We start from the raw sequence: 12137 nt of genomic DNA, 5'->3' as shown, positions 1-12137 counted from the left end.
CAGTCCCGTCCGGTCCAGTACTGCGGTTGGTGGTGACAGGAAAGATCTGTAAGTGACAACTAAAACCTGTCGTCACACTCAGGGATCGAATCGGGGTGTTTCCCGATGTCGGGTGTCACCGGGCCGTGCCAGTATCGAAGGCATGTATCCGTCCGCGCCCCTTTACGACCCTGCCCGCGGGGCGGTCACTCCTGTGACCCAGCCCAGGCTGGTGCGGCGTACCGGCGGGCGCATCGTGGGCGGGGTCGCGGGCGGGCTCGCCGATCACCTCGGGATCGACGTGTTCAAGGTGCGGATCGGTTTCGTGCTGCTGTCGGCGCTGGCCGGGGCCGGGATCGTGGCCTACGGGATGCTGTGGATCTTCACGCCCGCCGGGGGTGACGCGGCTCCGCCGACCGGGTCGGAGCGGCGGCAGGCCATCGGACTGGCGCTGCTCGGTATGGCTCTGGCGGTCGCCACCGCGTGGGTGTTCAACGGGACGGCCGCGCATGTGGTGGGGCCGATCATCGTGGTGGCGGTCGGCGCGGCGCTGGTGTGGCGCGAATTCGACGCGGACGGGCCGAGATCCGTCATCGGGCTGCCCGCCAAACCCTCGGTGGTCACCTGGGCGCGCATCGTCGGCGGGGCCACCCTCATCGTGGTCGGGCTGGGTGTGGTGGTGCTGGGGCGGATCAACCTCAGTTCACTGGGGTCGGCGCTGCTGGCGGTGGCGGTGACCCTGGTCGGGGCCGGACTGCTGACCGTGCCGCTGTGGCTGCGCATGATGCGCGCCCTGAATGCCGAACGCTCGGCGCGGATCCGCAATGACGAACGTGAGGAGATCGCCTCGCACCTGCACGATTCCGTACTGCAGACGCTGGCCCTGATCCAGCGGCAGGCCGGCGACCCGCAGGAGGTGGTGCGGCTGGCCCGCAGTCAGGAACGCGAGCTGCGCAAGTGGCTGTTCGAGGACACCGGGCCCGCGCAGTCCAGCCTGGCCGCCGCGCTGCGCACCATCGCCGGCGAGGTGGAGGACCAGCACGGGGTGAAGGTCACCCCGGTCACCGTGGGCGATGTGTCCATGGACCTCGACGACAGCGGAATCGGGCTGCCCAAGGAACATTTCACCGCGCTGCTGGGGGCTGCGCGGGAGGCGCTGGTCAATGCCGCCAAGCATGCCGGGGTGCCGACCATCGACCTGTACGCCGAGGTGGAGCCGCATCAGGTGAGCGTCTTCGTGCGCGACCGCGGCAAGGGGTTCGACCCGGACGCGGTGTCGAAGGACCGGCAGGGCGTGGCCAAATCCATCCACGCCCGCATCGAACGCCGCGGCGGGCACGTGGAGATCAAGTCCGCGCCCGGCAATGGCACCGAGGTGCGAATCTTCATGCCGCGCAAGGACGGTGGCGACGAACGGCTGGTGGTGCAGACCGACACCCCGGAAGACGTCACCCAGCTGTGAGCCGCGGAGTGTGGTACCGATGGGGTTCAGGGTTCGGTTCGGCGTCAGGTGAGGAGTCTTAGGTGAGCGTCCGGGTCTTTCTGGTCGACGATCATGCCGTGTTCCGGTCCGGGGTGCGGGCGGAACTGAGCCGCGAATCCGATATGGAGGTCGTCGGCGAGGCGGGCGGGGTGGCCGAGGCCATCGCCGGGATCAAGACGACCGCGCCGGATGTGGTGCTGCTGGATGTGCACATGCCGGACGGGGGCGGGGTCGCGGTGCTGCAGGGCATCGATCCGGGACCGGTGTGCCTGGCGCTCAGCGTCTCCGACGCGGCCGAGGACGTGATCGCGGTGATCCGGGCGGGCGCGCGCGGGTACGTCACCAAGACCATCTCGGGGCCGGAGCTGGCCGACGGGATCCGCCGGGTCTCCGGTGGCGACGCGGTGTTCTCGCCGCGGCTGGCCGGCTTCGTACTGGACTCCTTCACCGGCAAGTCGCCGGTGCCCGAGCCCCCGCTGGACCCGGAACTGGACTCACTGACCCCGCGCGAACTCGAGGTGCTGCGCCTGCTGGCACGCGGCTACACCTACCGCGAGATCGCCGAGACCCTGTTCATCTCGGTGAAAACGGTCGAGACGCACGCGTCGAACGTGCTGCGCAAGACCCAGCAGTCGAACCGGAACGCCCTCACCCGCTGGGCGCACCGCCGTCGTATCGACTGAGCTTCCCCGCTTTCCCGAGCCTCTAGCGCACGGCTGAGTGCCGTTGCCCGTTTCGCATGCGTGCCCGGCGGTTGGGTGCCGAACCGATTCAGAAGGTACCCGACGGGTTACCCTCGCCGCGCGAAATCAATTGTCGCTTTGGGTTTCTGAAGTCCTCGGCCGACAGCAGCCGCTACAGCACGACCAAGATCACGATGATGATCAGCAGGCCGATGAGCAGGCCGATCGCCACCGCGAGCGGGCCCGCGTTCGGGCCCAGGGCGCTCAGGTCGAAGCCCTTCGCCTTGGGTTGCGGGGCAGCCGGAGCCGCGGCCGCCTGCCGCTGTGGGCGGGGGAGCGGGCTGGAGTGCGGGCTGCGCAACCCGGCGGCGGAATTGCGGGCCGCCCAGGCCGGGATCGTCCCGTCCTCGGTGCGGACCGGCGCGCCCAGGATGTAGGGCGCGGTACCGGGACCGAAGGCGGCGGTGAGGATTTCGTTGCGCGCCTCGGTCATGGTGGGGCGGCGCTGCGGGGCCGGCTCCATCATGTGCAGCAGCACCTCGGTGAGCGGTCCGCTGCGGGCGGGCGGAGTGATCTGGGCCATGGCGGCGCGTTCCACGATGACATCGCTGTCCTCGTCGAAGCCGTAGGGCGGCCGCCCCTCGATGGCGGTGTACAGCGTTGCGCCGAGCGAGAATACGTCGCTGGCGGTGGTGGGGCGGGCGCCGCGCGCTACCTCCGGTGGCAGGTAGGCCGGGGTGCCGGTGATGACGTCACCGATCTCCTCGGTGGTGTCGTTGGCGCCGCTGGAGATGCCGAAGTCGCTGAGCTTGACCTTGCCGACCTCGTCGCCGCGATCGGCGACCAGGATATTGCCCGGCTTGATGTCGCGGTGCACGATGCCGGCGGCGTGCGCGGTCGCCAGCGCGTCCGCCACCTGCGCGCCGATCTGCGCCACCTCGATCGGGGACAGCTGATCCACCAGCGCAAGGGCTTTGGCCACACTGCGCGAGGGCAGATACTCCATCACCAGCCAGGGCTCACCGGCCTCCAGCACCACGTCGTACACGGCGATGGCGTGCTCGTGCGACAGCTTGGCCGCCACCCGGCCCTCGTGCATGATCCGGCTGCGGACCTCCTGCGCCTCCTCCTCGCTGAGCCCCTGCGTGGTGAGGACCTGCTTGATGGCGACATCGCGGTGCAGCAGCCGATCGGTCGCCAGCCACACGGCACCCATGCCACCACCACCCAGCTTCGACTGCAGGCGGTAGCGGCCGGCCACCAGATAGTCGGGGCCGACAATGGGACGGGCGCGTTCGGTCACGGGTGCAGGGTAGCGGAAAACCATCCTGACTGGCCTGCTTCGAAACCTGAGGTTTGCTGGGCATCCGGGGTGCAGACCTGGGTATTTCTTCCAGACCCATACGGACACAGCGCGTTTCGCTTCTCGCCGCCCGCGCGCCCGGCCTGGAGGGAATCTTGCGGGGCTTCTGGCTTCCGGGCGAAACTGACCAAACGGCGGCGGTCACCGCTGCCGCGGCAGTCCTCGGAGGTTCGCGCTGACCCGCCCCTTATCACAATGTGCGGTGAAGAGGCCCGCCCCTATTTTTCGGGGGTTTCTATCTTTGTGGCTTCGGACTCGATGACTCGCCATATTCGTGAACGCGTCGCACGCTACTGATCGAACTCGAATTCCGAACCTGTAATTCGCTTACCGGCCGTCACGTGAATTGCCTTATATGGTCGACCTCTACTGCGGTGGCGGGTTTCGGGGCGGCGCCGCAGCTGGCCTGGCGAGGCGAGTAGGCGAGGGTGCGGGTGGTGACCAGCCAGCTGCGCCCATCGCGATGGGTGACCCGGGCCGCGCCCGCGAAAGTGGCCGGGTCGGTGACGTATTCGATGTCGGCCGGGGCCGGTTCGACGATGAGGTCGTCGATGCCCGCGGTCGGATCGGCGTCCCCGGGGATGGTGGTCGCCAGCCCGCTGTCGTCGAGGAGCGGGGTGGTCAGGGTGTAGGAGGCGTCCGCGATGCGCTGGCGGACCGCGACTTCCGCGACCTGCTCGACCGGGGTGTAGCAGCTGCGACCGCGCAACCCGGTGAGCGAGACCTCGCCCCTGTCGGCGGCGGCGAGCATGGCGTGGGCCGAATCCTCGTCCAGGCGGCCGTAAGTGAGCCCGGTGGGGAGAACGATGACGGCGGGGGCGAAGCGGTGGCCGCCGGTGTGTGAGCACTCCCACACCCGGTTGGGGTGTGCGGCGGACAGGCTCGCGGCGATGGGCCGGCCCAGCAGCGCGCAGCACTGATCGCGTTTGCCGTGCGCGCAGACCAGGACCAGCGGATCCGTCACGGCCGCACCGATTCCCGGGGCCGGGCCGTTGAGCAGGTGCAGGTCCAGATCCAGCAGCTCACGCAGGTCACTGATCTCGAGGCGCTCGCACCAGGATCCCTGCGGCCGCGAACTGGCGAGCAGAACCGTTCGCACACCCGTGAATTCCTGGCGCCCGGGCCGCCGGATCAGGGTCGGCCGGACGTGCGCCGCCTTGGTGCGCGCCGCCAGTTCCGGCGTGATGTCGGGCCCGAGCACCTCGTCGCCGATCACATCGCGGCCCCACGCCCCGGGCTGCTCGACGCACAGCCAGCCGGTGATGCGGGTCGCGCTCCCGGGTAGTGGGACCTCCAGCGCCGCAGCCGAACACGACAATCCCTCGAACCCCGTCACAATGGCTTCCCGTCGATCAGCTTCCGGATCACCTGCGCCAGCCGCCGCGCTCGCGCCTCCGGCCGCACCGCGCTGCCCAGGTGGTAGCCGACCGAGACGCGCGACTGCGTGGGCAGCGTTTCGAAGAAGGCCGCCGCCTCCGGATGCCGGGCCAGCGCCGTCAGGAAATCCTCCGGCAGATCGCGGTCGACGGCATTGTCCCAGCGGCCGTCCGCCCTGGCCCGGTCCACCTCGGCCTGCCCGGCCGGATGCATGAGCCCGGTCGCGATCAGCTCGTCCACCAGGCCGACATCGCGCTGCGACCACTGGCTGCGCGGGCGGCGCGGTGTGAAACCCATGACGAAGAAGTCCTCGTCGAGCTTCTTGGACTGCCCGTCGATCCAGCCGAAGCACAGGGCCTGCCGCAGCGCGCCGTCATAGTCCAGCGAGGCGTACCCGGAGCCCTTCTTCGCGAACTTCAGCCAAATGCCGTCCACCGCTGCGTGATTGGCCGACAGCCAGTCCCGGAACGACTGCTCGTCGGGAAACCACAGCGTGGGACGCTCGGATGCGGACACCGTTCAACTGTAGATTCCGGCAGCTCAGTGCCCCAGAAAGGGGAGCACTTCGGCCTCGAACTCGTGGTAGCGGTCGCGGTGGATGCTGTGACCGCATCCGAAGGTGCGAACCGTGCAATCGGGCAGGCTCGCGCGCACCTGCTCGAGCTTGTCCGGGTCCACCATGCCGCCGGGCCCGCCGCGCAGGAACAGCGTGGGCGCGGTGATGTCGGACAGCCCCTCCCACCACTCCGGATACGGCTTGCGGAACTGCTCGAGCGCCACCCCGGTCATGGAGCGATCGAAGGCCAGCACCGCGCGCGGATGGCGGATGATGCTGGTGGTGGCGTGGCACAGTTCCGGGATCGACGGCAGCCTGCGTGTGAACCGCATCTCCTCGTCGCCGGAGCGCAGCGGCAGCGGCTGTTCCTCGATCACCAAGCGCCGCACCAGTTCCGGGCGCTCCATCGCCAGCCACGAGATGGCGTATCCGCCGAGCGAGTGGCCGACCAGATCCGCCGTTTCCAGTCCGAGCCGATCGCACAGTCGCAGCAGGTCGGCCCCGAATTCCGGGAATCGGTAGGAGGCGGTGTGGCCGCTGCGTCCGTGCCCGCGCAGGTCGGGAATGATCACCCGGCGTCCGCGCCGCACCAGCTGGGCGGCGAATCGATCCCAGGTGTGCCCGTCCCCGCCCATGCCGTGCACCAGCACCACGGGTGTGTCGCTGGAGAGATGCCCGCCCGTCGCGCCGGAATCCCGGTAGGCGATCCGGACGTCTTCGAACTCGACCCGGGTGACCGCTGACTCCACGATGGTCCAGAGTACGGATCGGGGTCCGGGTGGCGCCCCGGTTTGTGGGCAGCGCCATATCGAATTACCGATTCGGTTGCCTATTCATTCCGATGGCGAATGATGGCGAAACCCATGCACATCCTGGCGCGATATCCGCTTGTCGCGTCATGTGAAATAGATCACTTTCACATTGTCGATAATCGGTCAACCGTGACGGTAGCGTCATTGCCTGATTCACCAATAGCTTTTCTGCCGGGGAAATATGGTTCTCAATGCTGCCGCCCCCGCGGTCGATCTCCAGGATCTCCAGGAACCGAGCCCGCCGCGGCCCACCTTCGCTACGGCGTGGGTCCTTCTGCTAGCCGCACTCAGCGGGGCCTTTCTCGCCATCCCCACACTGCGCTACGACTTCTTCGGCGACGAGCTGTATTTCGTCGCCGCGGGCGCGCACCGCAGCATCACCTACGCCGACCAGGGCGTGCTCATACCGCTGATGGCCCACCTGGCCGACGCCGTGGCGCCCGGCTCGGCGCCCGTGTTGCGATTACCGGCGGTCCTGATGACCGCGGCCGCGGTCGTGATCAGCGCCGCGGTCGCCTACGAACTGGGCGGCTTGCGCACCGCGCAATTGCTCGCGGCCGCCGCCTACGGGGTCTCGCCACTCGCCGCGACCCAGGCCGTCCAGCTGAGCACCTTCTCCTTCGACGCCACCCTGCAGGCCGCCGTCATCTGGTTGCTGATCCGCTGGATTCGCACTCGCGACGACCGCCTGCTCGTCGCGCTCGGCCTCGTCGCCGCCATCGATCTGCAGGTCAAATGGTTCATCCCCACGATCCTGCTGTGCCTGGGCGCGGGCGTGCTCGTCGCGGGACCGCGGCAGCTGCTGTGGCGGCCCGCGCTGTGGCAGGGCGCGGCGATCTTCGCGGTCTCCGCGGTGCCCGGCCTATGGTGGCAGCACACGCACGGCTGGCCGGCGCTGGCCATGAGCAAGGTGATCGGCGCCGAACAGGACGCGGCCGGCGGCGGGCCGCTCGCGTGCATGCCGCAGATGATCGGACTGACCGGTTTGCTGGGCGGGCTGCTCGCCGGCTGGGCCTTCTGGTGCCTGGCCCGGCAATGCTGGCTGCGGCCCTATCTCTTCATGCTCGTCGCCTCGGCGCTGCTGGTGCTCGTCGTCCTCGTCGGGCACGGACGGCCTTACTACACAGCGGGATTCCTGCCCGTGCTGTTCGGCATCGGCGCGGCCTCGCTGCCCTACTCGGTGAACGACCGCGGCGGCCGATTGCTGCGGGTCGTCGCACCGCCGATCGTGGTGCTGTCGCTGGCCATCATCACCGCACTCGTGGCCACCCTGCCGCAGCCGCCCTCCCGCGTGCACGGCGCCATCCGGAACCAGGCCGACTTCGCCATGCGGACCAGCATTTTCGGCTCCTCGGGATGGTCCGATCTGACCGCGAAGGTCGCCGACGCCTACCGGCAGCTCCCGGAGTCGGAACGCCCGAAAGCGATCATCGCCCAGAACTATTGGCAGGCGGCCGCGATCCAGAACTTCGGGCGAGACTACGACCTGCCGCCCGTCTACAGCCCCAACCGCGGCTTCGGCTACTTCGGCCCGCCGCCGTCGGACACCGATGCCATCCTCTACGTCGGTCTCGACAGCGCCGAACCCACCCTGCGGCGGCAGTTCGGCGAGGTGACGGTCCGTGCGCACCTGAACATTCCGAACGGATTCCCCGGCGTGAACACCGATATCGCCATCTCGGTCTGCCGCGAACCCGTGCATCCCTGGACCGAACTCTGGCCCACCATGATGGATCTGCGCCTGCCGCTGGGCATTTGAGCGGCACCGCCGCAGGGCATTTGAGCGGCACCGCCGCAGGGCATTTGAGCGGCACCGCCGCAGGGCATTTGAGCGGCACCGCCGCAGGGCATTTGAGCGGCGCCTACTCGTAGAGCCCCTCCACATGCCAGGCGCTGTTGTAGCCGAGCAGGAGCAGCGCGCGCAGGCGGGTGGCGTCCTCGGCGTCCAGCTGCACCTGGGCGCGGGCGGCGAAGCCGTGCTCGAAACGGTGTGTCCACCACCGATCGTCGACCGGCCAGGGTCCGGCCCAGCCGGTCAGCCGCCAGGAGCTGCTGCCCCAGTGCAGGTGGGCGGGATCGGCGGTGAACAGGCCGCGCTCGGTGACCCAGATCGGGGAACCGTCGGCAGCCTCCAGGCGCACCTCCGGATGATGGGTGAGCACCAGCGCCGGAGCGGGCTCGGGAAGCCGGCCGGGCCAGGGCTGGGCCGGATCGGTCGCGGGCACCGGCTCGTCACCGAGGGTGACCATGGTGATGCGCTCCCCCGGGCCGCGTCCGCCGCTGAGCACACCCATGCGCACGGCGTCACCGCCCAGCAGACTCTGCACCCGGATCAGCGCGCGGCGCGCCCGCTCCTCGTCCTCGCCGACCCCACCCCACAGGCCGAGCTGCAGGGCGCCGGCCGACACCACCTCGACGGGTTCCAGGCGCAGGAGGGTGACGGCCGCGTTCGGGCCGGCATCCCGGTCATCGTGTGCCTCCGGCGAATCGGGAGCCACGGCGCGGGTCCGGCCGCGATCGAGGGCACGGCGGGTGAGCCAGCCGTCGAGCTGCCAGCGGATGCGGTCGGCGGTGCTGTCCGGGGTGAGCGGTTCGGCGCAGCGCCAGATGCGGGAGAACTCCTCGCCCGCTTCGGTTTCGGCGTGGATGACCAGGCGGGTGCAGGCCACGGCGGCGGCGGAGAGCTTGGTGTGCAGCTCGGTGGCGAGCAGGCGGCCCGCGAAGGCGGCCATGTCGACGCGTTCGATCGGGGGATCGCAGCGGTGCTCCACGGTCAGGTCGGCGGCGGGCAGGCGGGCGGCGGGCGGGCGCTCCGGGACCGCGCGGGCGCAGCGGTGCGCGATGATCGCATCCGCGCCGAACCGCGACGCCACCTCGGCGGGGGTGAGGGCCGCGAAGTCGCCGATGCGGCGCAGGCCCAGCCGGTGCAGCAGATCCACCAGTTCGACGCGCTGCGGCGCGGCCAGCACCGGTTCCACCGCCAGCTCCGAAACCGGCATGGGCGCAAGGAATTCCGCGCCCCGGCCGGACGGGACCAGGGTGGCGTGGCGGGCGGCGAAGACCGCGGTGGACAGCTCGTCGGCAATGCCGATCTGGCATTCCACGCCGACCGCCGCCACGGCGTCCACCAGGCGCTCGGCGGCGGCCTCCTCGGAGCCGAAGAACCGCGCCGCGCCGCGCGCCGAGAGCGCCAGCATGCCCGGGCGCAGCACCTCCACGCCCGGCACGGTCGCGTCCACGGCCGCTACCACGGGTTCGAACAGACGGGCGTCGCGATCCGGATCGTCCTGTGCCACCAGCAGATCCGGGCAGCGGCCCTGAGCCTCCCGCTTCCGCAGGCCCCGGCGGATCCCCTCCGTCCGTGCCACCGCCGTACAGGCCACCACCCGATTGGCCGCGAACACCGCCACCGCGCGAGTGGCCTTCGCGCCCGCCTCGGCGGCCGCCGCCACCGCGGGCCAATCCGGGCACCACACCACGAGCACCCGCCGCGCCTTCACGACCGGCCTGCTCTCGCGGCGCTACCGCATCGGTCGGCGGCCGGACGACAATCGCGGCGGTCAGCCCGCGACATGACGCCCGCCCACACGCGGGGGCACCCGGAAGGCGCGGGAAATCCGCTGCGCCGCAGGCGCTATCGCCTGGCCGGCGGCGGTCGGGGCGGCGGTCGGCGATCGGTCAGGACGCGGCATGACGCGCCGGGCGCAGCGGTTCGGGAGCGGCGGCGGGCCGGGCGGGGCCGGGGGCGGCGACCCATTCGACGCGACCGTCGGCGGGGCTGAGGGCCAGGTGGCCGGAGCGGGGCTGGGCGGAGCGGCCGCGGACGGAGACGTCGAGGCGGACGGTGCGCAGGCGGCCGCAGCCGCGGCCCAGGCCGCTGTATCCGGAGACCCGGGTATCGATGTGCAGGGCGGAACCGGACCAGGAGCCGTTGGTCACCATCAGGGTGGAGTTCTTGCTGCGGGCGCGGGCGGCGAGGATGCGGGCGCGGGACATGGGGACGGCGAGACCGTTCAGCCCGAGCACCACCAGATCCAGGCCGTCCAGCAATACGGAGGCAACTTCGAGCGGGTCCGGTCCGGGATCGGAGACCACCGCCAGCCGGTCGAGCCGGGCCCCCATCTCCGCGGCGGCCAGTAACCCCAGCCGCGGCAGCCCGACCACCGCGGCATGCCCCCCGGAGCCCGTCACCGCGGCCAGCAGCCCCGAGATCAGCGACCCCGCGCCGTTGTAGACGACCACCGACCCCTTGGCCAATCCGCCATCGGGTAAAAGGTTTTCGAGCGCCCCCGGCACCGGCAAGGACTCCCGCCGCGGCTCTTCGGACACGGGCACATGGGCCGCCACCTCGGCCCCGCGCGCGGGCACGGCGGCCATCCGCCGCCGCAACTCGGCCAACTGCGCCCGTCTGGCCTCCGCAGCCGCACCCATCCAGTGACCACCTCTCCCAGTCGACGGGACCCAACCCTCGGCAACGCAAGCCAGCACCGAGCCAGCTACCTAACATAATCGAAAGTTTGTTCGATCAATGCACAGTAGAACTCGAATCCCAGGACGCGTCAAGAGGCGTGTGATCGAGCACCGAGTGCCACGCTCGGTGATTCGGGGCGGGGAGTCAGTCGAGGGAGACCACCACGGTTTCGCCGTGGCGGGTTATTTCGATGCTGCTGCCTGCCGGAGCTTCGGCCGTGAGCAGGACATCGCGTATTACTTCGATCGCCGCGCGCCAATCGTCGATCACTGTCAGGGGGAGGTCGTCGACCCAGCTGCCGTCCCTGCGGCCCACGCGGGCGGGTCCGTGCTTGGTGGTTCCCAGTCCGGCGGCTCGGAGGGCGGCGTTGAGAAGAGGCTTCAGCTGTGATGCCGGGCCGTTTCGAGGGGCTTCGGAGGAGGAAACGGGCAGGTAGGCGTGGGCGTGGTAGCGGCGGGGCGGTGGGGCTGCGTGGCCGGAGCGGGTTCGCGGCAGGGTGTGAGGGTCGACGCCGAGGAGGAGCTCGGTCATGACCAGGGCGCGGAGTTCACCCGCGCCGGGGGACAGCGCCGACAGGACGGACCGGTCGGTGCAACCCGCGGTGTGCAGCGCGGTGGTCAGGGCTGTCCGGTGCGCCGCTGTCGGATCGGCGGCGAAGCTCCGGGCGGCCGCCTCGACCTCGGGGTGACTGGACCAGGGCTGGTCGCGGACGGCCGCGCAGCGGGCGCGTGCCCGGTCGACAGCGGTTGCCAGTGCGGCGAAGGGGAATTCGGGATCGTCCGGGTCGCGCATCGAGTACAGGTCGCCGGCGGGGTAGTCCGGATCATCGCGATAGGGATTGTCCGGCTGCTCGACGTAATCGAGGTACCACCAACCGGTTTCGTCGTCCTGCAGCCAATCCACGCCGAATGCCCGGATATCGCCGTGCGCGGCATACGCGCGCCGCTGATAGGGATCCAGGCCCGGCAGGGCGGCGAAGGCCTCACGCAGCAGCGGGACGGCGATCGCGGCGTCGGCGTCGGTGCACAGTGGGGCGAAACGGCCGAGCAGGGCCAGGTACGGGCCGGGGTAGGACGCGTCGGGGTCGGCCAGTGCGGTGGCACGGCAGATCAGGTCGACCTCGGACCAGCGCAGGGCGTGCGGATGCCAGTGCGCGAGATCGTCCCAGCCCAGCTCGACCGGGTCGGTGGCGCCGGGATGGCGCAGGCTCAGTGAGGAACCGTAGAAGCCGGATGCGACCCGGAATACGTACCCGTCGCCGAGGTCGTACTCCGCCTCGAAGTCGTCGTACTCCTCCTCGCGGTCGGCGCGGTCCCCGCCGGGCACATCGGAGGCGTACTCGTCGAGAAAGCTCGCGGCCCAGAGCTCGGGTCGCGAGAACAGGGAATCCGGCTGCCAGACCTCGGTCATGCC

General features: G+C 70.3%; 10 protein-coding genes. 3 read left to right on the top strand and 7 right to left on the bottom strand.

Annotation, left to right across the window (positions count from 1 at the left end; all coding sequences use genetic code 11):
• Positions 1-193: 193 nt before the first annotated feature.
• Together AB0L60_RS00560 and AB0L60_RS00555 are read left to right on the top strand one after the other, a co-directional pair.
• Positions 194-1441 (top strand): PspC domain-containing protein, encoded by a 1248-nt coding sequence (locus AB0L60_RS00560; protein ID WP_364605305.1) that lies wholly within the window; start codon positions 194-196, stop codon positions 1439-1441.
• Positions 1442-1503: 62 nt separating this feature from the next.
• Positions 1504-2145, top strand: a complete 642-nt coding sequence (locus AB0L60_RS00555; protein ID WP_040855660.1) for a response regulator transcription factor — start codon at positions 1504-1506, stop codon at positions 2143-2145.
• 172 nt (positions 2146-2317) lie between these two features.
• Here AB0L60_RS00555 and AB0L60_RS00550 read toward each other — a convergent pair whose 3' ends face one another.
• The 4 genes from AB0L60_RS00550 to AB0L60_RS00535 form a co-directional block, all read right to left on the bottom strand.
• Positions 2318-3472: a serine/threonine-protein kinase gene (locus AB0L60_RS00550; protein WP_364605302.1), complete on the bottom strand. Its 1155-nt coding sequence runs from the start codon at positions 3470-3472 to the stop codon at positions 2318-2320.
• A 373-nt stretch (positions 3473-3845) separates the two neighbouring features.
• Positions 3846-4844 carry a sucrase ferredoxin gene (locus AB0L60_RS00545; RefSeq protein WP_364605300.1) on the bottom strand — a complete coding sequence of 333 codons (999 nt, stop codon included), beginning with the start codon at positions 4842-4844 and terminating at the stop codon, positions 3846-3848.
• Entirely contained in the window at positions 4841-5401 is a 561-nt protein-coding gene (locus tag AB0L60_RS00540) for a YdeI/OmpD-associated family protein (RefSeq protein WP_364605298.1), read from the bottom strand. The genes AB0L60_RS00545 and AB0L60_RS00540 overlap by 4 nt, the downstream gene beginning before the upstream one ends.
• 24 nt (positions 5402-5425) lie before the next feature.
• Positions 5426-6148, bottom strand: coding sequence for an alpha/beta hydrolase (locus tag AB0L60_RS00535; RefSeq protein ID WP_364606687.1), 723 nt, complete (start codon positions 6146-6148; stop codon positions 5426-5428).
• Positions 6149-6434: 286 nt separating this feature from the next.
• Between AB0L60_RS00535 and AB0L60_RS00530 the strand changes: the two genes are divergently transcribed.
• Positions 6435-8012 carry a glycosyltransferase family 39 protein gene (locus tag AB0L60_RS00530; protein WP_364605296.1) on the top strand — a complete coding sequence of 526 codons (1578 nt, stop codon included), beginning with the start codon at positions 6435-6437 and terminating at the stop codon, positions 8010-8012.
• Between the two features lie 103 nt (positions 8013-8115).
• Here AB0L60_RS00530 and AB0L60_RS00525 read toward each other — a convergent pair whose 3' ends face one another.
• From AB0L60_RS00525 to AB0L60_RS00515, 3 genes are all read right to left on the bottom strand, one after another.
• Positions 8116-9753, bottom strand: a complete 1638-nt coding sequence (locus AB0L60_RS00525; protein ID WP_364605294.1) for a DNA polymerase Y family protein — start codon at positions 9751-9753, stop codon at positions 8116-8118.
• Between the two features lie 178 nt (positions 9754-9931).
• On the bottom strand, positions 9932-10684 hold the full coding sequence (locus AB0L60_RS00520) for a hypothetical protein (RefSeq protein ID WP_364605292.1): 753 nt from the start codon (positions 10682-10684) through the stop codon (positions 9932-9934).
• Positions 10685-10868: 184 nt separating this feature from the next.
• The gene (locus AB0L60_RS00515; RefSeq protein ID WP_364605290.1) at positions 10869-12134 is read right to left on the bottom strand and encodes a hypothetical protein; all 1266 of its coding nucleotides are present in this window, start codon (positions 12132-12134) and stop codon (positions 10869-10871) included.
• Positions 12135-12137: the final 3 nt, after the last annotated feature.

It is taken from the genome of Nocardia sp. NPDC051981, assembly GCF_040680715.1.
Classification (GTDB): domain Bacteria; phylum Actinomycetota; class Actinomycetes; order Mycobacteriales; family Mycobacteriaceae; genus Nocardia.
The sequence above is the reverse complement of the archived record's forward strand: the minus strand, read 5'-3'. Positions and strand labels throughout refer to the sequence as shown.

What these genes read in the sequence shown, in the direction of transcription:
- AB0L60_RS00550 (WP_364605302.1), bottom strand. Translation starts at nt 3,472, where the DNA reads ATGGTTTTCCGCTACCCTGCACCCGTGACCGAACGCGCCCGTCCCATT.
- AB0L60_RS00530 (WP_364605296.1), top strand. Translation starts at nt 6,435, where the DNA reads ATGGTTCTCAATGCTGCCGCCCCCGCGGTCGATCTCCAGGATCTCCAG.
- AB0L60_RS00515 (WP_364605290.1), bottom strand. Translation starts at nt 12,134, where the DNA reads ATGACCGAGGTCTGGCAGCCGGATTCCCTGTTCTCGCGACCCGAGCTC.
- AB0L60_RS00520 (WP_364605292.1), bottom strand. Translation starts at nt 10,684, where the DNA reads ATGGGTGCGGCTGCGGAGGCCAGACGGGCGCAGTTGGCCGAGTTGCGG.